We start from the raw sequence: 25049 nt of genomic DNA, 5'->3' as shown, positions 1-25049 counted from the left end.
TAGAAAATAATAAAGATACGCGAATATTCATAGGATTGAGAATTCTAAATTAAAATGAGCGACCTTCCAATATTTTAAAGTATATATCTTCTTTTAATAAAATTTATACAGTCAGAGATTCACAATCTCTGACTGTACTGATGCGTTGGCGTGATGATCAGTTACCTTCTAATTTCCATCGAGTCAAAAATCCAGAAGCAGATGAATATCAAGGCGCACGTTATAGCCTCGCCTTCTTCTGCCAAGCCAATGAAGATGTGCTGATCGAAAGCCCACAAAAGAAATATCCAGCAATTACAGCGAAGGGATATTTAAAACAAAGAATTAGTGCAAATTTTAAAGGAAAATACTAATTATTTAGATAGGGTTTGAACTAATTTTCGAATCCTATCTAGCCTTCAACATACTTGGACTATGGTTTGGCATTGTTGAGTTATTGGATCGTGGAAGACGTATGCAGCAGCCTCATCATGAAAATAATCTGGAATTGTAATTTGCCCAAGAAAGACTAATGGTTTTTTCTCTCGCATCGGCCAAGCTGGTGCTTGGAGCCATTTAGGTGGTCTCTTTGCATAGCGAAAGAGTTCCAATATTCTGCATTGTAGCCATTTTTTTAATTCATCTTTTGATAGCTTTTCTGGGGCTTCTTGCATAAGTTGTTGTACATAACTTGGATCAAGTTCCAACCACTTTGGTTGAACTGCGGCGATAAGCTTTACCATATCAGTCTTATAACTAGACACTTGCACGTTCATCCCTTGTTGTTCTTTTAAATATTTTACAATCACTGATTCGGCATTCAATACATCAATCGGATTGCGATAATTTAGAGTGATCAAATAGTGATAAAGCGTGTGGGCAGCAAGTGCGTATTGTGGAGCTAGCTCAGCAGATAATAATTTTTCAATATCAGGATCATTGTATAAAGCATCTTCGAATAAACGCGTTTCCATATGGCCTTCGACAAATTGCACTAATATATTAACTGTAGATAACATAGTTTTATCTGGTCTGCGCACGTTTGAGAATAGCATCCCAATCTATCTGCACGAGATTCGATAATTCAGTTTTGAAGTAACTATCATGGTGCCCGATATATGCGGGAAAATTTATTAATGTATGAATACTCCATTGTTGAGCAAACCATTGCTCTATCAGTGTTGACGCAGTTGCCCAAGGATCAACTTCATCCCATTCTTCATCATTGGCATAATTATCGTAGTCATATATCTCCACAGGAATTGCAATCGTATTATCCATTAGAAAGTCATGTGTATTAGAATTAATAGAATTACCGCGCTCATCCATCGCCCATAAGCTCACAGAAAATTGACTATCAAACTGTGATGAATCGTATTCTATAAGCAAGAACTTTGTTGTCTCATGCCATGATCGATTAGACAACATGGCTAACTCTTTGTTTAATTGATGTTCTATAGATGTTAAATGTGCTTGCGCAACCTTAATAAACTTCTTTTTATCAATACTCATTAGGATCGCTCGACATCGATTCAATATGTTTGAAATATTAAGATTTATAAGAACAAGGCAAAACTCTTGACTAAAAAACGATTTCATATTGCCTTCAAGAACATAAGACTTCTCTTGAAGAGGATCTTCTGGTTCTATTTCGTAAACCCTGTAAGTAATAAAATTATATCAAGGAAAGAACCTAAAAAAGCTTCTGAATGTACTAGATTATTGAACAAAATAGGCCATTTAAAAGAAAATATAAAAGCATGGTTCAATGGTTACAAATTGACGATCTCTGACTGTACTAAAGCTTCAGTGATCCAGCACGGTTGAGATAAATGATGGACATCACAATTACTGCCACCACCAATACGATCAACAACTAAAAAATCACTATCTGCTTCCAAAGTAATTAAAGGATGATGCCATACCCCTTGATGGTAGGTAACTCCCTGCTGCCCATTGCTGATAAAAGCTTGAATCCGTTGCTCATCAGGTCGCGTTTGATCAAAAGGCAACGCCACAACAACAATGAATTTCTGTTGCTGTAATGGAATAAAAGACTGTGAACCATAAGGATGTCGTTCTAACATCTCAATCTGAAATGGAATGGGAGTTGCAAATAGATTATGAAAAATGCTCATCCCTACAGCAACTTGATCGCCTGACACTTGCGCCAGAGATAAGGCATGATAGCGTTCAGTGAGTCCCTGATTAATCGGAATAAAGTCTTTGTTACTCTTTTCAATCACATCCCCAAAAGCAGCAAAACTGTCTTGAGTTAAAGGCCGAATTTCAATATTTTTTTCATGCATAGCCATTCTCTTTAATACAAAGAAATATTAGCTAAAATCTCACTTATCTAAATGAAAATCATAGTAATATTTCACTATCGTGGTTGGCGGCATGGATGCCGCCTGTTTGGCTGTGGTATCAAGGACGTACCATCAGCCAATGAGCAGCGGCTAAAGCTGCGAAAGATTTTTGCCTTGCGCTGTTTCACAGCTCATCATCCTTAAAAAGTAAAATAACACCTATATAAAAACCAGCTTATAAACTGCCAATTTATGAGATCGTACAATCTTACTAAATAATATAATTTAACTTATTCAACTACTTTCCCCCATAAACGAATACGACTAATCCCGCCATCAGGAATCATATTGACGCGAATATAATTCACTTTTTGATGCTGAAGCACTTCTGCAACATATTCATGAATATTGTCCATCGTCAAAGGCTGCTGTTCCAATAAAAAAGGCCAGAACATACTCTGCGGAATAAGTTGTGCATCGGTCGCATCTTCAACATAAGCAGCTTGAATCGAACAAAATGCAGGAAAATTGCCTTTAAAATAGGCGGTATCGATGTCAATTTTTTCAATCTGCCCTGTTTGTCCCAAAGCAATAATGCACCAATCAAAACCTGGCGCACGGCGACGTTTGGTCTCCCAACCATCGCCCATATTTAAACCACGATCAGGGCTGAGCAGATTATTCGGATGCCCAAAATGCGCATCGCTAAAGGCCACAATACGCCCGCCATTTTTTAAACCAATCAAATCCATCTGCTGGGTTGTATCGACATTTTCGAGCAGCACACGACCATAGACTCTTAAACGTGCAATACCGCCATCAGGGAAAATATTAATGCGAATATGGGTAATTTTCTGAGCAGCGCAGTCGAAAAAATGATGCTGATCTGGAGATAAAACCGAATTTTCTAATAACGTCGTCCAAGTGATACCTTCTAATTGATTATCTGGTGCATAGCAGCCCTCAATAGAAGCAGAGGCTGGATAATTACCTGTAAAGAATGAGGTATCAATATCAAATCCAGATACGGTCCCTGTTGAGCCTAAACGAACAATACACCAATCATAACCAGACTCACGTTTACGTCGCGTTTCCCACCCATCCATCCATTTGCCATTGTCATCATATTTTCCTTCAATGAATTGAGCGGGTGTGCTTTGCAACATTCTTGCCGCTTCTGCAAAAAACTCATCGGAACAACTTACGATAGTTGCACCAATTCTGGCATCAGCAAGATTGGTGAACGCCTGCAAATGGGTCGGTAAAGCTACGGTTTTAGCAACATGCACTGTCATTGATCATTCCTGAAGGTTTCATTTCTATTCTATTATGCAAGATCCAGTCCAACTGGTCTGACCTGTTATTAAAAATATAGCTATTTTTAATCGAGAGCGCCAACAAAAAGATAAATTTTGTGTAGAATCAAACTGTTTATTTTTATATTTAAGGTGTGTTGCTGATGAGTCCACAGGCGATGCTTAATGGAAAATCATCTCAGGTGACTGAGCAAGCGGTGGAAGTGATTCATCAACGCATTCAACAAAATACGTATGTAGTCGGTTCTGCCTTACCCTCGCAACGTGATCTTGCCCTCCAGTTGGGAATCAGTCGTGCTTCTTTACGTGAGGCATTAACCCGTCTTGCCGCTTTAGGCTTATTGGAAATCAAGGCGGGTAAAGGGGTTTATGTGATTTCACAGCATAGCCAAGCCGCAGAACAATGGGATGGCGAACACCGTGTTTCGCTTAAAGATTTCTATCAATTACGTTATGTACTGGAAGGTTTCTGTGCCCTGCTGGCCTGTGAGTACTTAACCGAAGCGGATAAGTCGACCCTGCAACAACACTACCAGTCTCTTGCCAATGCAATCAAACAACAAAACTGGCAGGCAGCTTCTGAATTTGATTATGCTTTTCATCAGCACATTATTGAACTTAGCCATAATCAATCAATTATTCAAACACTTAAAATGCATACTGAATGGATTAAAAAAAGCCAGATCCTGCCTTTTGTTCAACCTAATCTGGCATTTAAGACTATTCAAGAACATGAGTTAATTCTGCAAGCCTTATTTAATCAGGATGCAACAGCGGCTGAAAAAGCCATGCAAGCGCATATTATTGGTGCTGCACAACGGGCGGGTGTGTACTTTTCTCGACATGAGAATGTGTAAAAAGTCCCTTATTTAATTTGAATATAAGCATCTATTCACTATCGTGACTGGCGGCATGGATGCCGCCTGTTTAGCTGTGGTATCAGGGAAGTACCATCAGCTAATGAGCAGCGACTCAAGCTGCGAAAGATTTTTTCCTTACGGAATAAATCCTTCCTCTTCAAAAGTAAGGTAAAAAACTATCGTATTAAAGTCTACCGAAGCAAATTATTTATAATGTGTTTTAAACATATGTATCCTTTCGAAATCACACTCGTTTAAGAAAAATCTTACTTGTGTTTTAGGTAAAAACTTGAACTTTTATTCATGCACCACTTTGCCCCATGCTTTGAACCATATTCATGCAGCCTTTCTATTTTTGCTTTTTAATAAAGCAAATTATCTGGTATGACCAGTAAAACCAGTTGCTAAAATTGGCACACTTCTCGCTTAGAACTGTTTAGAAACTTATTTATATATTTAGGGTCTGAACGATGAATATTGCGATTGTAGGTGCAGGTATGGGCGGTTTAACTGCTGGTATCGCTTTAAAAAAATTTGGTCATCAGGTCAGGATCTATGAACAAGCAGCGGAAATCTTACCCGTCGGTGCAGCCATTTCACTTTGGTCAAATGGGGTGAAGTGCCTCAACTATCTGGGCTTAACCGATCAAATTCAAGCGCTTGGTGGACAAATGGAGTCTCTGGCTTATGTGGATGGACTGAGCCAGCAAACCATGACTCAATTTAGCTTATCACCTTTATATAAAGAAGTTGGGCAACGTGCCTACCCTGTCGCCCGAGCTGATCTACAACAATTACTCATGCAGCAATTTGGTCTGGCAGATATCAAACTGGGCATGAAAATGATCGAGATTGAAAGCCATCAAGATGATGTTACCCTTCATTTTCAAGATGGCTCACAAATTACAGCTGATTTACTGATTGGTGCAGACGGCACACATTCTCTCACCCGAAAATTTGTCCTCGGTTATCAGGTAGAACGCCGCTATGCCGGTTATGTGAATTGGAACGGTTTGGTCGATATAGATGAAGCGATTGCGCCTGCCATGCAATGGACGACGTATATCGGTGAAGGTAAGCGTGTCTCACTGATGCCCGTTGCCCAAAATCGTTTCTATTTTTTCTTTGATGTGCCGTTAGCGGCTGGATTGGAAAATCAGCGTGAGCAGTACAAGCAAGACCTGAAATTTCATTTCAGTGGCTGGTGTGAACCTGTACAAAAACTGATTGAACGTCTAGAAGCACAAAAAACCAATCGTGTCGAAATCCACGATATTGAACCATTTATGAATTTTTATAAGGGACGAGTGGTGCTATTAGGTGATGCAGCACATAGCACTACGCCTGATATCGGACAAGGCGGCTGCCAAGCCATGGAGGATGCGATTTATCTCGCCCGTGCCCTACAAATTAACACCTTTGGTTTAGAGGATGCATTGGCACGTTATCAAAACAAGCGCAATGATCGTACCAAAGAAATGGTACTTCGGGCACGTAAACGTTGCGATATCACCCATATGAAAGATCCACAAGTGACTGAAGAATGGTATCAATCTCTGTATCAAGAACAAGGTTCACATATCATGCAAGGCATCATCAGTAATATTATTGGCAACCCACTCGATTAAATTAAAAAAGGGGGCACTTATCAGCCCCCCTCATTTTAAATCAATAACAATTTTTTAAGCCGCCAGTAAGGCTTTTGCTGCAGCACGATGTTTTGCTTTCAGTTGTTCTAAATCCAGCCCTTGAATCTCGCCCTGTTTAACTTGCCATTGGCCTGCAACCATTACATGTTCCGCTTTATCGGCACCACACAAGAGTAAGGCTGCAATCGGGTCATGACTGCCTGAGAATTTCAATTCATCGAGCTTATAACAGGCTAAATCGGCCTGATAATCAGGTGCAAATTGTCCTAAATGCTCTCCACGCCCTAATAGCTGTGCGGAACCATGAGTTCCCCAATGCAAGGCCAACTCAGGAGTAATCTGTTCAGCACCGTATTTTAAACGCTGTAAATACATGGCCTGACGAACTTCCAGAATTAAATTTGAAGCATCTCCAGAGGCAGAGCCATCAACGCCCAAACCCACCTTGGCACCTGCCTGCATTAAATCGAGGGTTGGGCAAATCCCTGAAGCGAGGCGCATATTTGAATGTGGACAATGACAAATCCCTACTCCAGCCTGCCCTAAACGCTGAATTTCATCTGCATTAAAATGAATACCATGCGCCAGCCAAGTCCGTTCATTTAGCCAACCCACATGTTCTAAATAATCTACCGTACGCATACCAAACTTTTCCAGACAGAAGCTTTCCTCATCCAAGGTTTCTGCAAGGTGTGTATGCAATCTAACATCCAGTCTTTGGGCAAGTTGCGCGCTTTCTCGCATAATCTCCTGTGTGACCGAAAAAGGTGAGCATGGGGCCAAGGCAATATTAACCATACCGTTATCCCCGCGTTGATGATATTTCTGCACCAAGCGTTCACTGTCCCTTAAAATGACCTCCATGCTTTGTACGGTGTGCTGTGGCGGCAACCCCCCCTGTTCTTGTCCGAGACTCATCGAACCACGAGTTAACATCACCCGCATTCCCAATTGTTGCGCCGCATTGACTTGAATATCAATCGCATCGGTCAACTGTTGCGGGAATAAATAATGATGATCCGCGGCAAAGGTACAGCCCGATAATAACAACTCCGCCAAAGCCACTTGGGTCGCCACATGTAACTGCTCTGGATTGAGACGTGCCCATACCGGATACAGATTAACCAACCATGGAAATAAAGGTAGATTAACCACAGGAGTCCAAGCCCGCGTCAAGGTTTGATAAAAATGATGGTGGCTATTCACCAACCCAGGAATCACCACCAAGTCTTTGGCATCGAATATGTCATCACATGGCAGACTGGGTTGCTGATCCTTTGCCAAAACCTCGACAATTTTATTATTTTCAATCACCAAGCCATTACTCGCGTCGAGTTGATTCGCGGTAAAAATTGCGAGTGGTTGTTTAATCCAGATTCTTGAACGGCTATTTAAGCTGGCCATCATGACTATTATCTCGTCCTTTAAAATTTGTAGCTCAGTGCAAAACGGTTTTGTAAGAAATTTTTGTCATAACGCGGAGAAGTCTGAATCCCTGCAAAATTACTGACACTAAAACCTTTCAAAGCACCCATGAAGTTATAAATGCCAAACAGCATGTATTCAGATTGATTTTGACTGGCAACATTCTCTGCCTCTTTTAAATCCATAATAGATAAAAAGCAGGATTCAGTTTGAACATCCAATCCTGAATCCGTGATGATCAATGCCCTGAATTCAAGGGCAAGCTGGCTACTTGCATTGATTTTTTAGTGAATGGAAGATGATTGAAAATGATGTTAAGTAGAATTGCTGTAATACAGGTTGAACTAATACCAGAGTGTAATAACATCTGCACAGAAACAGGGAACTGCGCATAAAATTCATGGTTTACAATTGGAATCATGCCGATCCCCAATGAGGTTGCGACAATGATCAGATTCTTATGCTCGTTATAATCCACTTTTGCTAAAGTGCGAATTCCACTGGCTGCGACCGTTCCAAACAGGACAATCCCCGCTCCGCCTAATACTGGCATCGGAATCGATGCGACTAAGCGCCCGACAATCGGTAGTAAACCTAAAACAATCAGGATTCCCCCTGCCGTTGCCACCACAAATCGGCTTTTAATTCCAGTAATCGCCACCAGTCCAACATTCTGTGCAAATGCCGTTTGCATAAATGAGCCGAAGATCGGTGAAATTGCACTCGATAGCATGTCTGCACGTAAACCATCCCCAATACGTTTGGAATCGACTTTGCTGCCAACAATTTCACCAATCGCAATAATATCTGCAGTGGTTTCCGTCATCACCACCAATGTCACAATCACCATGGACAGAATGGCAGAAAACTCAAAGACAGGAAAACCGAAGCGGAAAAAGCTCGGCAATGCAAAAATAGAACCTGAACCGACATTGGAAAAATCAGTGAATCCTGCAAAATAAGCCAGTACAGTTCCCAGCACAATGGCAATCAAAATCGCAAGCCGACGTAAGATCTGACTCCGCAACATACTAAAAATAATCACAATCGCCAAGGTCATCAATGCCAAACCAACATTGGCTGGATCACCCCAGTTTTCAGCTTTTGGATTGCCGCCCATAATCCAGCGAATTGCCACTGGTGTTAGCGAAATACCGATCATGGTAATCACACAACCCGTCACCACGGGTGGAAAGAAACGGATAATTTTTGCGAAAAATGGTGTGAGCAACAGGCCAATAATCGATGCCACAATCACAGCACCAAACGCCGAGGCCAAGCCACCGCCTGTGGTCACAATGGCTAGAATGGTGGCGACACCTGCGAAAGAGACCCCTTGAACAATCGGCAATTTTGCGCCGAAATGCTTAAAACCAACAGTTTGCAAAACGGTGGCAATTCCCCCAACAAATAATGCCGCCGCCACCAATAGTCCAATTTCAGAGGCCTGCAAGCCTGCCGCAGCACCAATAATTAATGGCGGTGCAATGATACCGCCATACATGGTCAAGACATGCTGCAAACCATAAATGAGGTTTTTGTTCATGCCTAAATATTGATGTTCTGCTGATCCGTGAGCCTCACGGTCTAGGTTGTCTTGCTGCATGGGTTAATTCCTCTAATTTAATTCATGATGTCCACATTGCTTGAGTTGATTTAGCTGCCACGATAGGTTGAATATGAAAAAGGACTGATTAATAAAGGCACGTGATAGTGCTGTTGAATATCAGCGACCTTAAAATCAATACATACACGTGGATAAAAACTTTCGGTATTTAAAGCTTGAAAATAATCGGCAACTTCAAAAATTAATTGATAATTGCTTTGCGCAAATACCTCGATATTAAATGTTTTAATACGGCCATCTGCATCAGTATATTGTTGGTCCAATAACATATAGTTCTGATCCACTTGTTGCAGTAATTTCACCAGAACCTTTGTCGCAGGCTGACCCAGTGATGCATTTAAAATATGTGTACTGATACCCGCCATTATTGAATCTCCTGATTTAAACGAAGCAGCGCAATTTCAGCCAATTGCTGCTTCACTTCGGCCTGTTCCTGTTCTGCTGTATTTTTAAGTCGGCGTTGCAACTCTGACAATATCTGCTGCCCTGAACGACCTGCCGCACGAATCAAATAGATATGCCCAAATTTGTGCTCATAGTCTAAATTGCCCTGATAAAGTGCCAATTGCAGGACTGCATCTATTTGGATCTGCCCTTGTTCTTGCTGAGAAAACTGCTGTTCTTTTTCAGACAACACCGCTGCTGCTTTTTTCTCGCCAATACGTGGATGTTGCGCCAAAGCCGCAGTGATTTCAGGCCATTGCCAGGTTTGAGCTTGTGCCAGCGCAGTTTGATAAAGCTGTGCTTTAGAGCTGTAAGGACGTTGCTGTAGCAGCTCGGAAATCCAAGTGGGAATGTGCACACAGCCTTGCAAGACCCGTTGGGCCGCATCTGAATCGAGCTGATTGAATGTTTCGAGTTGCATCACTGCTCCAAATTAATGCATTGTCTGACTGGTCTGACCAGATCTCATAAATGAAGCAATGAATATGCCAACTCTACTTACCCACACGCAATATCGACTTTCTGACTGTAATGTACGAATGATTTAAACTAGAAAATACGGCATCTAATTATTTATTTTTATTTAAAATAATATTTAAAAATAGAACCCTATATTTATATTAAAACTATTTGACTATCAAAATATCCTCTGCTAGTTTTTTAAATGCTCAAACGATCTTATATATTTAGAGCACTTACATAATAATTTAAGATCAAATAAAAACCAAAAATCATGATTTATTCTAATAATCAAAAGAGAAAATAATATGTGTACCGAGTTTATTCTACCTCAAGCAACAGGCTATCGTATCTCTGGACGTACCATGGATTTTGCCGCCACCTTTACTTGGCAACTGGCTGCAATTCCATTGGCAACGTCCTTAAAGGCAATTGATACATTAAGTCCGAATACACCAGCTTATCACTGGACTGCAAAATATGGTTTTATGGGGATTGGGATTAAGCTCCCTTTAAATCTGCTTGATACCAAACTATGTGATGCCATGAATACAGACGGATTTTCGGCAGCTGCACTTTGGTTACCACCTTCCCGTTATCCTAAAAAAGCCGATGCACCACCAACTGCCAAACTCATTTCAGCTTTGGATATTTGTGGCTGGGCGGCTTCTAACTACAATTCAGTTGAAACACTAAAACAGGATTTATACGCCATTCAGCAAGGACAGCCGACTTCTCTTGGAGAAGTCTTATATTTTTGGGATCCGCTACAGTTTTCTGAACATAGCGAGTTTAATCACACGGATGAGCTCAAAAATTTAATCCCGATTCATTTCCAGTTTCACGATAAAACTGGCGCAAGTCTGGTGCTTGAATTCCGTGATGGGCAATTAGCAATTACTGACAATACCGATATTGGGGTCATGACCAATACCCCGTTTATTGAATGGCATCGTACCAACTTGGAAAATTATCTGGGCGTTACCAATGTTGAAACGGACAGCCAGACCATCATTGGTCTCAATGTGAATAAAGCTGGTAATGGTGGGGGTTCGATTGGACTGTCTTCTTCTGTATTGCCTTCTGATCGATTCTTACGTACAGCCTTCACGCTGAATTACTCTATTCCTTGGTTAAACCAAACACAACGCCCAAGTAATACTGCTGCGATTGCCCATGTAATGAATGTGATTAAGGGCATCTATGTCACACGCGAACAATGCATTGACCAAAGTGGCAATATCAAAGGCGACTATACTCAATGGGAAATTGTTCGTGATCACAGCAATCAGGTTTTCTATATCTCAACAACCGCAAGCTTAGGTTTCTGGCAAGTTAACTTCTCAGATTATCAACTGGGTCAAAATGCTCAACCACAATTTGCAGTAATTTCTGATGCTGTACAGATGCCCGTGTTAAAAGCGACAGCTTAAGATCAGTTCAATGAAAAAATGGCAATCATAGAGATTGCCGTTTTTTAAGTCAGTTTAAACAGCTTAGTTCAAGCTATACGCAATCACATAATCACCATGATCAGGCGACTGGCGTGCACCGCCCGCAGTAATCAGCACATACTGTTTGCCATTTTTTGGAGATACATAGCTGATTGGTGTCGCTTGACTCCCTACAGGTAAACGCGCTTTCCATAACTCTTTGCCCGAAGACGAATCCAATGCACGTAAATAATAGTCTTGTGTTGCAGCAAAGAAGACGATGCCACCTTGAGTTGCCATTGGCCCACCAATAGTAGGCATTCCAATCGGTGCTTTAAGCCCCATTTTGATGCCCATTGGCCCTGTATCCTGCACGGTTCCCATTGGAACCTGCCAAGCAATTTGACGGGTTTTCATATCAATTGCAGTCATGGTGCCATAAGGTGGTTTTTGGCATGGGATATTCAACTTCGACCAGAAACGATCTTTATTGACTTTATAAGGTGTGCCTTTCATCGGCACTGCACCCATGCCTGTATTGACTTTCTCTCCGCCATTGGCTTGAACAGCCAAATCTTCTGGGGTTTGTTCAATCAGCTGAATCCATAAACCTAAGCGCATATCATTGACGAACATATACTGATGACTTGGATCAAAGGCGATACTGCCCCAGTTCATGCCGCCCAAAGAACCCGGAAAACTTAAAGATTTATCCGTACCTGGCGCAGTAAATAAACCTTCATAACGCATCGATTTAAAGTTAATTCGGCACATCAACTGGTCAAATGGCGTTGCGCCCCACATATCCGATTCGGTTAAGGTTTGATTGCCAATCTGTGGCATTTCCACCGAACGTGGTTGAGTTGGACTGTATTGCTCACCTTTGATATCGGCAGGTTTCACTGGCTGCTCAATCACTTTAGTGAGTGGTTGGCCTGTGACGCGATCCAAGACAAAGAACTGACCTGATTTGGTGCCAATCACCACAGCAGGCTTGTTGCTGCCATCCTTCATCGGGAAATCGACCAGACTAGGCTGCATTGGCAAATCAAAGTCCCATAAATCATTATGAACAGTCTGATAAACCCACTTTTCCTGACCTGTGGTCGCATCTAAAGCCAGGACAGAAGAATTATATTTATGGTCTAAAGGTTGACGATTACCGCCCCACACATCCACAGATGAGCTACCCATTGGCAAGAATACCGTGTTCATCTGCGGATCATAAGACATCGCTGCCCAAGAATTGGCAGAACTGCGTTTATAGGTTTCACCTTCTTTTAACACATGGTTTGGATCTGGATTACGTGGATCAAAGGCCCAACGTAATTCACCTGTAATGACATCGTATGCACGAATCACTCCACCCGGCATATCGGCGGCAAAGTTATCGGCAATACGACTCCCCACCACGATCACTGTCCCCGCAATGGTTGGTGCAGATGTCACCTCAAAACGTGGTGCAGTTGTGCCCTCACCCAAACCTTTGAGTAGGTCAACGGTACCTTCTACCCCAAAGTCTTTACAACGCTCACCTGTATCTGCATTGACTGCAATCAGGCGACCATCTGGTGTATTGGTATAAACACGGCGTAGACATGAGGTGTTGTTTGCGACAGCTTTTACAGGTGTCGCACCTGCTAAGGTTGGCTGAACCAAGGCTTGGGTAGAATCGAAATACGCAACCCCGCGACAACGTTCCCATGCATCTGACTTGGAGTTGACTTCGGCTTTCCAAAGTTGTTTACCAGAGTCCGCTTCCAAGGCAAAAATATTGTTATGCGGCGTACACAAGAAAATCTTATTGCCTACTTGTAATGGTGTCATTTGGTCTTCTGCACCATTTCCCGAACCCGTGGTGAAATCACCCGCACGGAAACGCCAGACCTCTTTTAATTGATGTACATTGTCTCGTGTGATCTGATCCAATGCAGCAAAACGACTACCACCTGTATCTTGACCATAATGCTGCCAGTTGCTCTGTTTCATATCAGTTTTCACAGGAACCAAAGGCAAGGCCTGTCCAGAGGCCGCAACCGTTGGATGTGGCTGGAACATCTGATAAAAACCGATTACCATGCCAATCACCGTTAATATCCCAAGACCATAAGCAGGTAGATCTGCACTCGGCTGAAATTGATAACGGCGAATGGCAGGTAAAGTAAACATCAGCGCAGCAAATAAGCCAGCTGGGAACATCAGTCTTGAAAATAAAGGCCAGAATTCCCACCCTGCATCGATCAATGACCAGATAATCGTTCCTGCAAAAACCAGACTGAATAACCAGACACCCAGCGCTTTTTTCTTAAAAATAAAAACAGCAGAGATCAGCGTGAATACACCCGAGATCACGAAATACCATGATCCACCCAACGTCGCGAGTTGAAACCCACCGACTGTAGAAAACAAGCCTGTGAGTAACAAAACTAGCGCCAAAATAAAGCACCATATTTTCAGTATAATATGCGAGCTTGAAGATTCAGACATCTGGCATACTCCTGTATTAAAAATTCAGCCCAACTGAAATACCAGCTACCCAGACATTATCACGAGACTGATTGCCGCTTGGCTGATAAACATACTGGATATTGGGACGGAACATCACTGCTGGGGAATAGTTGTAAACATAGTTCAGTTCAACATTCATCTCATCATCACGATCGCGATTGGCTGCCACCTGATCATTAAATTTATAACGCCCTACACCAAAACCGATCTGGTCGGTTGGTCGTGATGGCAAGGCTCCCTTGTACCAGAAGGCGATTTGCTGAGTATCAGAAATATTGGCGGTTTTATCATTGTTCCAGACCAGATTCACGGCGCCATATACCCCCCCCTTTGAATCCGTGGCATTGCTGCTCAACTGTTGCTGGGTATTAAGCCAGATGGCTGATTTTGGATCTTGTCCTGCTTGTGCATCAACTCGATCATAGTCATGACTACTCCAGAAACCGCCAACTTTATACTCGCCCGCCAAACCGTTTAATTTATTGGTTTTCCAAGCCAACTCGACAGGAATCAAGACACCTTTTGCCCGATCCGTAGACAGGTTGAAATTTGCATTGTCCTTCACTTCAGTATTTTCGGGATTATTTTCATAAACGCCGACACCAAATGTCCATTCAGGCATAAACTGGTATTTCACATTTGCAGCCCACCCACTCACAGGGCCGTTATACCAGATATCGCCCTGACTCTTGCCCACTTGGCCACCACATAAAATCAAACTCTGAAAATTACAGTGTGAGCTATTAAAGTCCTCAGACATTCCCATACGCCCCAATTTAAACTGCAGGGTATTGTCTAGAAATCCTGTTTTAATCCATGCTTGCGTCAAGCGCCAGATATTACCGCGCCCATAAATTTCCGTTGGACTACCGTTCATGCCTATATTACTTGCAATATTACGTCCATCCCGTTTGGTCACAGTTAGAGCGGCTGTCGTGTTGGGTAATCCTGCAATTTTAGCCAAATCAAAATTTGCGCCCAATGCCACCTGATTGGCATTTTTGGTGGGATGATGTTCCAGACCGTCCAGCACTGTTGCCGTTTGGTTCATGACATTCAGGTTAAATTTATAGCCCTCTTTTTCCAGTTGCTGACGCTGACCATTCCAGTCGCCGAGGAGCCATTGACGCTCTGGTGACCATGGCTGATCCGCAAAACTAGATTGAGCAACACATACAGTAACTGACAGACAGCTCAGTTTGAGCAATAATGCATTCGACTTCATATTCGGCCTCCTTGCCGTTTATTTCAATTTTACAGCTGAACTGAGTTCAGATGTTGCACCTACACGGTCAGTGATCGTTGCTGTCACTGAAGCCACTTGGGTTGTTGGTTTCCAAGTCAGCGTTGCGGTTCCTTGTGCATTGGTTGCAGCAACCGCTGAACCTAAATAAAGCTCTGCTTCATTTGAATTTACTGATGTGTTGCCAAAAAACTCGACCTGATAACGCTGGTTCGGCTGGCCTTTGACTTCGACTGCAATTTGTCCTTTGGACAAGCTTAGTTTCGGTGCCTGAATATTCTGGTTCGGTTGAGCATTACAGCCTTGCTCATCTGGTTTGTTGCAGGTTTTTTGCAAGTTGGCAGGATCAATCTTGACCCCATGACCACGTGAACCGACGAAATGTGCATGCTCTAATCCTGGAACGTCAAAGATAATCGCGCCAACACGTTGATTCGGTACACAACTTCCACCCGCCTCACAACGTTTAATATCTTTGCCGTTATTCCAGATTAAATTCTTGGTCAGAGTAATGTGGGCATTGGCATCTTTTTCAGAGCGGATCGCGATTCCCACCCGATTGCCATGTACTTTATTGCTGTCAAAAATGTTGCCGTCACCAGTCAGGTTAAAACCGTTGGAATTATTGGCCAGTTCGTTATAGGCAATATAATTACGTTTACCCCAATTGATCTGTAAACCATCTGAGTAATTTTCAAATTTATTCCCCACAACGGCATTGTCATTGCCCCACAAAATCTCAATTCCTTGAGATGGTTCAGGATTTGCGGCTGTTGATATAAACTGGTTATTGGCAACCAAGTTAAATGCTGCACCACGGGTCAGTTCAAGCCCGTCACCATTGTCCTGAAAATAGTTGTTCAATACTTTGTTGTTATTGGTGGTGGTCGCGGTTGGATTACCCTTGCCATCATCTCCTGTCAACATCACCCCTGCGCCACCATAGTTATGCATGATACGGTTATTTTGAATCAGGTTATTACTGGCACGATTCATCAAAATCCCAATACAGAAATGACGAATTTCCAAACCTTGGATGGTGACCCCATTGATATCGCGTAATACGATGCCTGGCAAAGTCGTCGTCCGAACATTGGTCCCGAATTGTCCTTCGACTGCACCTGGGCAGGCTTCGACCCCTGTACCTTTAATATAATTTGATCCATCGACTGCAATAAACTCCCCTGTTTTTGCCCATTGCGTTCCGATAATTTTTACTGGTGCTTTGATCTCAGGTAATGGGCTATTCACCTTAATGGCATAAGGGGCTTTGCCGACTGCCTGAATCAGAATCTCGCTGCTTTCTGTCGGCTTGCTGTTGGCTTGTTGAATTGCCCAGCGTAAAGCACCTTTATCCATATCATCTTGATAACGATCGACAATATACGTTTCTGCTGCTGCCCAACCCGAAACGGCCATAGCGATGGCTAAAGTACTTAAACGTACATAAGTTGCTTTCATGTCTACAAATCCTTTTTGAATTATTGTGTCGGTTGAACCGTTTTTAAAAACTGTTTCAGTTGAGTTACGTCAATCTGCCCCGGTGCAGATGCTTCGCCAAGCATGCCAAAACTGAAACTGCCACCCATATTGGCCGTCGCGATGCGGGAAATGGTGCCGAGTTTCCCCATCGACATGGTGAGCAATGGCTTTTTAGATTGCTGACTCACTTTTAAAGTCGCATTCATGAGGGTAAATACATCCTGTTTGCTTTGCGGCATCACTGCAATTTTAAGAATATCGGCACCTAACTCATCCTGCTTGAGTAAGCGCTGGATGATTTCGGCCTCAGGTGGTGTTTTTTGAAAATCATGATTGGACATCACAATCAGCACTTTTTTCGCATGCGCCAATTTGACGGTATTCTTCACAACTTGCTGATCACGGAACATTTCCACATCAAGAATGTCCATAAATGGCTGCTGTAAATACGCTTGATAGGTCTTGCCATAATCTGCATCGCTAATGGTTAGCTGTCCGCCTTCGTTATGAGTACGAATCGTGGCAATCATCGGCTTAGCGCCCAGAATCTGTTTTAGCTCTTGGCCCAAGGCAATCACTTGCTTGCTATCATTGGCAAAATTGAGTAAATCAATCCGAAACTCCGCGAGATCAGCATCTGGATTCGCGGCAATCACTTTTGCCTGAGCAATTGCCTGCTCTTTGGTTTTGGCTGTGATTGGCACAATAGTTTTGACAGGCAGCGTTGCCAGTTCAGATAATTCAAGCTGCTTTTGCTGATGATCTTGCGCTTGTGCTGTTTGAACCATCAATAAGGGGCTAACAAGCAACATTACTGCTGCCAGTGTTTTCATTTTCATCGGTATCGTCCTTAATAAATTTTTTGCAACTCTGCGACGTCTTGCCGAGTTCTCATTTCATTTTCTGATTGCTCCTCACAAATCAAAAGTGAGGAGTATTTTCAATTTCAGGAATTAAGTAATTCCATGATCAGCCCATCCCAGAAACGAAGACATTTAAAGAAATCTCTAAATATCAAAGAATACGGTTTCATCATCACCCTGAATACGAATATCAAAGCGATAAACCACTTCACCATCCACTTCACTGCGTTTAGCGATCAGCGTTTGGCGACGTACAGCCCACTCAATACTGTTTAAAACAGGATCATTGGCATTTGCGTCCACTTCATCTTCAAAATAAACACGAGTGTGTAAGCCAATATTGATGCCGCGCGCAAAAACGGCGACTGCGATATGCGGTGCCTGAATTGAGCCTTTACGCCCAGCAACAGCGCCCGGTTTTACTGTATTAAAGCGCCAGAAACCTGTTTCAAAATTGGCACCTGTACGGCCCCAACCCTGAAAATGTGGATCGGCTGTTTTGCCTTGGGTATCGGCCTGACTTGGATAAACCCCATTGGCATCTGCCTGCCAGATTTCCAGTAACACATCTCGTAATGGCAAACCCAGCCCGTCAAACACCTGACCTTCGAGACGAATACGTTGTCCTTGCGTTTGCTCATTGACTAACTGGTGATTAAAGTTATGCTCAAATACTTCAATATTGGCTTGTTGCGGTAATAAACCGATATGCACATAAGGACCACCTGTTTGTGATGGGGTTTCCTTTAATTCCTGAAAATTCCATGCATTCATCGTATGTCTCCCTTAAGTCAAATCATTTTCAAAATATGTCGCACGACGACCACGAAGATGAATATCAAAGCGGTAACAACGACTATCTGCTTCGATGAAGTTGTTTTTATCTTCCAGTGCAATCAAGGCACGACGCTGATCTTCCGACGGAATAGTTTTCAAAATCGGGCAAGTATCAATCAGCGTATCGCCTTCAAAATAGAACTGTGAAATCAGTCGCTGAGCCCAACCATCTGCAATCAGGGAGAAATGAATATGCGCGGGACGCCATTCATTAATCCGGTTGCGCCACGGATAAGGGCCAGGTTTGATGGTACGGAAAATATAAAAACCATTTTCATCAGTTAAAGTACGACCACAGCCCCCAAAGTTAGGGTCCATCGCACCAATAAATTTGTCATTTGGATGACGATAACGGCCTGATGCATTGGCCTGCCACACTTCTAATAAGGCATTTTTCACAGGACGACCGAACTGATCACGCACATAACCATGCACAATAATCCGTTCACCAACAGGCAGGCCTTCTTTGGCATAGTTCAGGATCAGGTCATTATCTTTAGGACCAAAAATACTCGGTGAAAAATGTGGTGAAGTGACTTCAGTCAAGGTTTCATTAATTGAGATCAAGGCATTCTTTGGCGAGCGTAATACACTGGTCTTATAACCGGGTGTATATGCTGGCGGATGATCATCGGTATTACGTTGTGGGTATGCCCCTAATGTATGCTTTAACATGCCTGTCTCCTTAATCCTGTGGTTGTGCTGCAATAGGCTGCACGTCGATGCCAAGTTCTTTAAAGACGTCTTCGGCCATATGCATGGCTGCATTTGCTGCGGGCAAACCCGCATATAAAGCACTATGCAAAATCAGTTCTTTTAGTTCGTCCTTGGTGACACCATTGTTGAAGCAAGCACGTAAATGCATTCTGAGCTCATCTTCTCGCCCTAATGCCAATAAAATAGCAATCGTGACCAAACTACGGGTATGACGCAGTAAGCCTTCACGTGACCACACTTCGCCCCACGCAAAACGACTAATAAAGTTCTGGAAATCCTGATTGAAATCATTGAGGTTCGCTAAAGAGCGGCCGACATGTGTTTCACCCAACACTTCGGTACGGACTTTTAGTCCTTGTTGATAACGTTGTTCATCATTCATGGATGTTGCTCCTCATCTTGAAAATATGAGCCTTAGGTTGCATCGGTATGAGCAACGAGAGATTTAACAAAAATTGCGATGGCCGCTGCCGTAGCAGGAATCATCAGCAAGCTGAGAATGGCGGTAAAAGACCAGTCATTGCCCAATAGCACTGCACCAATCCATGCACCAAATACGGCACCGAAACGGCCAATCCCTGTCATCCATGCCACACCTGTTGCACGGCATTGGGTTGGATAGAAACGGGCACTTAAGGCTGGCATAGACGATTGCGCACCATTAATGGCAATGCCTGCACAGAGCACTAAGATCGCCAATAAAGTTGGATTACTGAGGCTTTGCCCAACCGCAATTGCAAACAGACCAGCGAGAAAATAGAAACCTGAAATAATGCGGTTTGGATTGAAACGATCCATTGCCCAGCCAATGAATAAGGCACTGAGTACCCCACCAAACTGGAATAAGCCACCAATAAATGCTGCACGCTCCATGGTTGCACCTGTTTCACGCATCAAAGTTGGTAACCAACTGGTGAGCAGGTAAACCACGACTAAACCCATGAAATAAGTAGCCCACAATAAAACCGTACCTTTGGCATATTGTTGGGAGAACAGCATGCCAAATACATTTTTCTTTTCTGCCACAGCAGATTGTTCTTCTGGGATATGAAAGCTTTCGGCTGCTTGTGCTTTCTCAGACGCAATATGATTTAAAATTTTGCGAATTTTTGCTGAATCTCGACCTTTGATAATCAGAAAACGATAAGATTCAGGTAAAAATAAAATCACCAGAACCATGAGAATCAATGGTGTCCAGCCACCCAATAAAAATAAGCTGTGCCATCCAAATGCTGGAATCAGCCAGCTACTGATAAAGCCCCCTGTTGCCATACCGAGGTTATAGCCACAGAACATACAGGTCACCATTAACGAACGTACCCGTGTTGGACAATATTCAGAGAACAAGGTGGCTGCATTTGGCATCGCTGCCCCGAGACCGATCCCCGTTAAAAAACGTAAGACCACCAATTGATTCAGGTTTTCAGCATAAGCAGATGCCAAGGTAAAACCACCAAAAATCAACATTGCAACAGTTAAAACAATCTTGCGCCCAAAACGATCAGCGGTTGGACCTGACACCAGTGCTCCAATAATCATGCCACCGAGTGCTGCACTCATCACTGGTCCAAGCTGAGAACGGTCAATGCCCCAGTCCTGAGTTAATGCTGGTGCAATAAAGCCCATTGCCGCAGTATCGATTCCATCGACAAATACAATGAGAAAACAAATGATTGCGATCATCCACTGATATTTACTTATCGGTGCATTATCAATTAATGCCTGTGCATCTATACTATTTTTTGATACAGCAAATTCCTGTGCCATAGTTGCCTCCTTGTAAGCGAATTCCTTGCTAACCCTGATGGTTATATGTTTTGAATAAACTTGGACAGTGCCTGATTAAACACTTGGGGTTGTTCGATATTGGATAAATGCGACGCCGCCAAGATCTCAAGCTGACTACTTGCAATGAGTTGGTGCATAAACTCTGCATCTTGAACCGTTGTGACAGGATCGTACTGCCCTGCAATAATTAACGTTGGAATCTGAATCTGGCCAAGTTGCTCCCGAACATCTGCATCCGCTAAAGCACGACATGCATTGGCATAACCCTGTGCAGGTGTCAACGCGAGACTCTGAATGGTTTTTTGTGCCAAAACATCATGCGCATAATCAAAGTGCTCGCTAAACCAACGTGTATGCGTGGTCTTTACAAGTTCAGCCAAACCGTTTTGTTCAACACTTTCCGCACGGCTATTCCACGCTTCGGCAGTACCAATTTTTGCAGCTGAATTTGCCACGCTAATACTTTGAAAACGTTCGGGATGTTGAATGGCTAAAGCCAATGCAGTAATCCCGCCCATTGAAATGCCACAGAAATGAACTTTTTCAATGGCTAGGGCATCTAGAATATCGACCACATCTTCAGCCAGATTTTGCAGGGTGCTATTGACAATGACTGCACTCGCGCCATGCCCACGTGTGTCATAGCGAATAATTTGATAATGTTCAGCCAATGCGGCAACTTGCGCCTGCCACATACCGTGGTCAGTTCCCAAAGAGTTGGAGAACATAATGATTGGTGCATCTTTTAAACCTTCGACCTGAACAGCTAGAGGATGTCCTTGACGATTATTGATATGCGTGATCATGCACTTACTCTCCTTGTGCTGCGTGTAGTACGGCATCAATTTGCGCCTGAATATTGCCGAGGTAAGTTGCGGGCTGGAACAGCTCATCCAAAGCCTGATTATTAAAATGAGCGTTGACTTCATCCATCGCTGACAAAATGACTTTTAAATGCTGCTGTTGGGCAATCGCTTGCTGACAGGCCTGTTCAACCAGATGATGCGCATGTAAACGTCCAAGCTTTGGTGCCAGTGCCATCATCACCGCTTCGGCCATGATCAAACCTTGTGTGCATTCTAGATTGCGTTGCATCGCATCTGGATTGACTTGCATATGTTCAATCACATCACAACTACGTTCTAAAGCACCTGCACATAACTGGAAAATTTCTGGGATTGCTAACCATTCTGCATGCCAAGCCCCCAAAGCACGTTCATGTTCTTGCACCATGCTTTGATACACACTTGCCATTAAGGCAGGCACACGATTAGCTGCGGCAAGAATTGAGGCTGCTGCTACAGGATTACGCTTATGCGGCATGGTCGATGAACCACCTCGCCCTTTTGCTGCTGGCTCGAAGACTTCTGCGATTTCGGTTTGCATCAGCAATGACCAGTCTTTTGCCATTTTGCCGACATTTCCAACGATCAAAGCAAGCGTACTGGCAAGCTCAACCATACGGTCACGTTCACCATGCCAAGTGCATTCAGGAGCAGTTAAATCGAGTTGTGCAGCAAAAGCCTGAACCACAGCAGAACCTTGATCTTGTAGCGAGGCCAATGAACCTACTGCACCACCGAGTTGTGCAGTCAATACGCGAGGTTTCATTGCTTGCAGACGATCAAGATCACGTTTCAAGGCTGCTGCCCATCGGGCAAATTTATGTCCCAAAGTAATCGGCAAAGCTTGCTGTAACCAAGTCCGTCCAATCATGACCTGATGGCGGTATTGTTGGGCTTGCTTTAAGCTCACTTGATACGCCTGTTGCAATTGCTGTTCAATCAATGCCAAGGCATCACGGCACTGTAAAATCGTTGCCGTATCAATCATGTCTTGACTGGTCGCACCCCAATGTACATAGCGCGAAGCATCTTCATCTTGCTGTTTCACCAAAGCAGTGAATTGCTTAACCAATGGAATCGCCACATTACCTGCCAGCCCTGCTGCTGTAGCCAACGCATCCATATCGATTTTTGCTACAGCATTGTGGCCGACCTGTTCAATCATCGTTGCCGCTGAAGCAGGAATCACATTGACCTGTGCCTGAGCTTTGGCTAAAGCCACTTCGGCTTGAATCATATAACTCAATAAAGCTTGATCACTAAAAATGGCAGTGACTTCAGGCTGATAAAATAAGCTGGCGTATAACTGGCTCATGGCAAACCTCACTCAACACGTTGAATAATCAATGCAATCCCTTGACCAACACCAATACACATCGAACACAGGGCGTACTGACCTTTGATCTGTTCAAGCTGATTCAACGCGGTGGTGACTAGACGTGCACCAGAAGCACCCAACGGATGACCCAAAGCAATCGCACCACCATTCGGATTAATTCGTGCATCATCATCACTCAAGCCTAAATCACGAGTGACGGCTAAAGCCTGTGCTGCAAAAGCTTCGTTAAGTTCAATCACGTCCATTTGTTCTAGAGTGAGATTGGCCTGTTTCAGTAATTTCTTGATGGCAGGTGCAGGTGCAAAACCCATAATCCGCGGTTCAACACCAACTGTAGTTGCAGCAATGATTTTGGCGCGTGCTTTGAGCTGGTATTTTTTCACTGCGTCATCTGAAGCAATCAATACAGCGGCTGCACCATCATTAATCCCAGAGGCATTACCCGCCGTGACGGTACCTTCAGCTTTAACCACACCCTTAAGTTTAGTTAGTGCTTCTAACGTGGTTGATGCACGTGGATGCTCATCCGCATCCACCACAACTGCATCATCTTTACGCTGTGGAATCGTCACAGGCACAATTTCATTGGCGAAGAAGCCTTTGGCTTGCGCCGTTGCAGTACGTTGTTGGCTGTTCAGGGCAAACTGATCTTGATCGGCACGATTGATGTTGAACTGTTCCGCCACGTTTTCAGCCGTTTGCGGCATGCTATCGACACCATACATGCCTTTGAGTTTTGGATTGATAAAACGCCAGCCCATGGTGGTGTCTTCAATCTTTTGACTACGGCCAAAGGCACTATCCGATTTACCCATCACATAGGGTGCACGGCTCATGCTTTCCACACCGCCTGCAATGATTAAATCCGCTTCATTGGCTTTAATGGCACGTGCAGCCATCGCAATCGCATCTAATGATGAACCACATAAACGGTTCACTGTGGTGGCGGGTACTTGATAAGGCAAACCTGCTAATAACGCTGACATGCGTCCGACGTTACGGTTGTCTTCACCCGCTTGGTTGGCACAGCCATAGATCACATCATCGACTTGCTGCCAATCGACACTTGCGTTGCGTTGCATCAAAGCCTGAATCGGAATCGCTCCCAAGTCGTCAGCACGTACTGGGGCTAATCCGCCCGCATAACGACCGAATGGTGTACGGATAGCATCGATGATATAAGCGTTTTTCATTTTAAATATTTTCCTTTATCTAAAATCCCTCCCAACCTCCCTTTAATAAAGGGAGGAGTTCCCCTCTTTAAAAAGAGGGGTTAGGGGAGATTTATTATCCTTACGTCGCATCAATCAACTGAGCACCCGTCAAAGCTTGCAATTCCTCAAAGCTCAGACCATCCACTTTCTCAATCACTTTTAAACCTTCTGTGGTCACATCAATCACACACAAGTCGGTATAAATACGGTCAACACATTTCAGTCCTGTTGCTGGATATGAAAGAGTTTCAACAATCTTCGGCTCACCTTGCTTGGTGTTGTGATCGGTGGTGATAAATACTTTCTTGGCACCGACAGCCAGATCCATCGCACCACCCACCGCAGGAATGGCATCTGCTGCACCAGTATGCCAGTTGGCCAGATCACCATTGGCTGCCACTTGGAAAGCACCCAGTACTGCAATATCCAAATGACCACCGCGCATCATGGCAAAGGAATCACCATGATGAAAAAAGCTTCCGCCCTTCAGCATGGTCACATATTCCTTACCTGCATTGATCAACTCAGGATCTTCTTCACCTTTGGCAGGCGGTGGACCGAATGCCAGCAAGCCATTTTCAGAATGCAGAAATACATCTTTATCGGCAGGAAGATAATTGGAAATCTTGGTGGGCAGACCAATACCGAGATTGACATAAGCACCATCTGGAATATCTTGTGCGACACGTTCAGCAATCTGGTCACGGCTTAA

Annotated in this window: 23 protein-coding genes and 2 pseudogenes; 4 read left to right on the top strand and 21 right to left on the bottom strand. The window is 43.5% G+C overall.

Features of this window, described 5'->3' with window-relative positions; translation table 11 throughout:
- Window positions 1-134: 134 nt before the first annotated feature.
- Window positions 135-353 (top strand): annotated as a pseudogene (locus Aba26S_RS16835) (isopenicillin N synthase family oxygenase); the annotation flags it as partial.
- Window positions 354-398: 45 nt separating this feature from the next.
- On the opposite strand, the gene Aba26S_RS16830 reads toward Aba26S_RS16835, so the two are convergent.
- From Aba26S_RS16830 to alc, 4 genes are all read right to left on the bottom strand, one after another.
- Window positions 399-953: a hypothetical protein gene (locus tag Aba26S_RS16830; RefSeq protein ID WP_227541495.1), complete on the bottom strand. Its 555-nt coding sequence runs from the start codon at window positions 951-953 to the stop codon at window positions 399-401.
- A 49-nt stretch (window positions 954-1002) separates the two neighbouring features.
- The gene (locus Aba26S_RS16825) at window positions 1003-1491 is read right to left on the bottom strand and encodes a hypothetical protein (protein WP_043973663.1); all 489 of its coding nucleotides are present in this window, start codon (window positions 1489-1491) and stop codon (window positions 1003-1005) included.
- Between the two features lie 260 nt (window positions 1492-1751).
- Window positions 1752-2288: an ureidoglycolate lyase gene (locus Aba26S_RS16820; RefSeq protein ID WP_043973655.1), complete on the bottom strand. Its 537-nt coding sequence runs from the start codon at window positions 2286-2288 to the stop codon at window positions 1752-1754.
- Between the two features lie 290 nt (window positions 2289-2578).
- Entirely contained in the window at window positions 2579-3583 is a 1005-nt protein-coding gene (alc, locus tag Aba26S_RS16815) for an allantoicase (RefSeq protein WP_043973652.1), read from the bottom strand.
- A 164-nt stretch (window positions 3584-3747) separates the two neighbouring features.
- On the opposite strand from alc, the gene Aba26S_RS16810 reads away from it, so the two are divergent.
- Window positions 3748-4461 (top strand): FadR/GntR family transcriptional regulator, encoded by a 714-nt coding sequence (locus tag Aba26S_RS16810; protein WP_043973649.1) that lies wholly within the window; start codon window positions 3748-3750, stop codon window positions 4459-4461.
- Window positions 4462-4934: 473 nt separating this feature from the next.
- Window positions 4935-6092: an FAD-dependent urate hydroxylase HpxO gene (gene hpxO / locus Aba26S_RS16805; protein WP_043973646.1), complete on the top strand. Its 1158-nt coding sequence runs from the start codon at window positions 4935-4937 to the stop codon at window positions 6090-6092.
- A 54-nt stretch (window positions 6093-6146) separates the two neighbouring features.
- Here the strand turns inward: hpxO and Aba26S_RS16800 are convergent, their stop codons facing one another.
- The 5 genes and pseudogenes from Aba26S_RS16800 to uraD form a co-directional block, all read right to left on the bottom strand.
- A complete protein-coding gene (locus Aba26S_RS16800) occupies window positions 6147-7520 on the bottom strand; it encodes an 8-oxoguanine deaminase (RefSeq protein ID WP_043973644.1) in 1374 nt (457 codons plus the stop codon).
- Window positions 7521-7537: 17 nt separating this feature from the next.
- Window positions 7538-7729, bottom strand: a pseudogene (locus Aba26S_RS16795) (hypothetical protein); the annotation flags it as partial.
- 47 nt (window positions 7730-7776) lie between these two features.
- Window positions 7777-9144, bottom strand: a complete 1368-nt coding sequence (locus Aba26S_RS16790; RefSeq protein WP_043973639.1) for a nucleobase:cation symporter-2 family protein — start codon at window positions 9142-9144, stop codon at window positions 7777-7779.
- Between the two features lie 50 nt (window positions 9145-9194).
- On the bottom strand, window positions 9195-9530 hold the full coding sequence (gene uraH / locus Aba26S_RS16785) for a hydroxyisourate hydrolase (protein WP_043973637.1): 336 nt from the start codon (window positions 9528-9530) through the stop codon (window positions 9195-9197).
- Window positions 9530-10030, bottom strand: a complete 501-nt coding sequence (gene uraD / locus Aba26S_RS16780) for a 2-oxo-4-hydroxy-4-carboxy-5-ureidoimidazoline decarboxylase (RefSeq protein WP_005242213.1) — start codon at window positions 10028-10030, stop codon at window positions 9530-9532. The genes uraH and uraD overlap by 1 nt, the downstream gene beginning before the upstream one ends.
- 346 nt (window positions 10031-10376) lie before the next feature.
- On the opposite strand from uraD, the gene Aba26S_RS16775 reads away from it, so the two are divergent.
- On the top strand, window positions 10377-11501 hold the full coding sequence (locus Aba26S_RS16775; RefSeq protein WP_043973634.1) for a linear amide C-N hydrolase: 1125 nt from the start codon (window positions 10377-10379) through the stop codon (window positions 11499-11501).
- Between the two features lie 63 nt (window positions 11502-11564).
- Here Aba26S_RS16775 and Aba26S_RS16770 read toward each other — a convergent pair whose 3' ends face one another.
- The 12 genes from Aba26S_RS16770 to Aba26S_RS16715 all read right to left on the bottom strand — a co-directional run.
- Window positions 11565-13988 (bottom strand): glucose/quinate/shikimate family membrane-bound PQQ-dependent dehydrogenase, encoded by a 2424-nt coding sequence (locus Aba26S_RS16770; RefSeq protein WP_043973631.1) that lies wholly within the window; start codon window positions 13986-13988, stop codon window positions 11565-11567.
- A gap of 16 nt (window positions 13989-14004) precedes the next feature.
- Window positions 14005-15234: a carbohydrate porin gene (locus tag Aba26S_RS16765; protein WP_043973629.1), complete on the bottom strand. Its 1230-nt coding sequence runs from the start codon at window positions 15232-15234 to the stop codon at window positions 14005-14007.
- An 18-nt stretch (window positions 15235-15252) separates the two neighbouring features.
- Entirely contained in the window at window positions 15253-16713 is a 1461-nt protein-coding gene (locus tag Aba26S_RS16760) for a nitrous oxide reductase family maturation protein NosD (protein WP_043973627.1), read from the bottom strand.
- A 20-nt stretch (window positions 16714-16733) separates the two neighbouring features.
- On the bottom strand, window positions 16734-17522 hold the full coding sequence (gene aroD / locus Aba26S_RS16755) for a type I 3-dehydroquinate dehydratase (RefSeq protein ID WP_227541496.1): 789 nt from the start codon (window positions 17520-17522) through the stop codon (window positions 16734-16736).
- Between the two features lie 219 nt (window positions 17523-17741).
- Window positions 17742-18371, bottom strand: a complete 630-nt coding sequence (pcaG, locus tag Aba26S_RS16750; protein ID WP_043973622.1) for a protocatechuate 3,4-dioxygenase subunit alpha — start codon at window positions 18369-18371, stop codon at window positions 17742-17744.
- 12 nt (window positions 18372-18383) lie between these two features.
- Window positions 18384-19109: a protocatechuate 3,4-dioxygenase subunit beta gene (gene pcaH / locus Aba26S_RS16745; protein WP_004806145.1), complete on the bottom strand. Its 726-nt coding sequence runs from the start codon at window positions 19107-19109 to the stop codon at window positions 18384-18386.
- 10 nt (window positions 19110-19119) lie between these two features.
- The gene (pcaC, locus tag Aba26S_RS16740; RefSeq protein ID WP_043973618.1) at window positions 19120-19533 is read right to left on the bottom strand and encodes a 4-carboxymuconolactone decarboxylase; all 414 of its coding nucleotides are present in this window, start codon (window positions 19531-19533) and stop codon (window positions 19120-19122) included.
- A 32-nt stretch (window positions 19534-19565) separates the two neighbouring features.
- Window positions 19566-20918 (bottom strand): MFS transporter, encoded by a 1353-nt coding sequence (locus Aba26S_RS16735; protein ID WP_005242242.1) that lies wholly within the window; start codon window positions 20916-20918, stop codon window positions 19566-19568.
- Window positions 20919-20959: 41 nt separating this feature from the next.
- Window positions 20960-21745 carry a 3-oxoadipate enol-lactonase gene (gene pcaD, locus Aba26S_RS16730; protein WP_043973615.1) on the bottom strand — a complete coding sequence of 262 codons (786 nt, stop codon included), beginning with the start codon at window positions 21743-21745 and terminating at the stop codon, window positions 20960-20962.
- Between the two features lie 4 nt (window positions 21746-21749).
- A complete protein-coding gene (gene pcaB / locus Aba26S_RS16725) occupies window positions 21750-23099 on the bottom strand; it encodes a 3-carboxy-cis,cis-muconate cycloisomerase (RefSeq protein WP_043973612.1) in 1350 nt (449 codons plus the stop codon).
- Window positions 23100-23107: 8 nt separating this feature from the next.
- Entirely contained in the window at window positions 23108-24316 is a 1209-nt protein-coding gene (gene pcaF, locus Aba26S_RS16720; RefSeq protein ID WP_043973610.1) for a 3-oxoadipyl-CoA thiolase, read from the bottom strand.
- Between the two features lie 100 nt (window positions 24317-24416).
- Window positions 24417-25049: 3-oxoacid CoA-transferase subunit B (locus Aba26S_RS16715; protein ID WP_155770357.1), on the bottom strand; the 633-nt coding region annotated here is incomplete at its 5' end.

This window comes from Acinetobacter sp. NBRC 110496 (assembly GCF_000876115.1).
GTDB lineage: Bacteria > Pseudomonadota > Gammaproteobacteria > Pseudomonadales > Moraxellaceae > Acinetobacter.
This window is presented reverse-complemented; position numbering and strand designations above follow the sequence as displayed.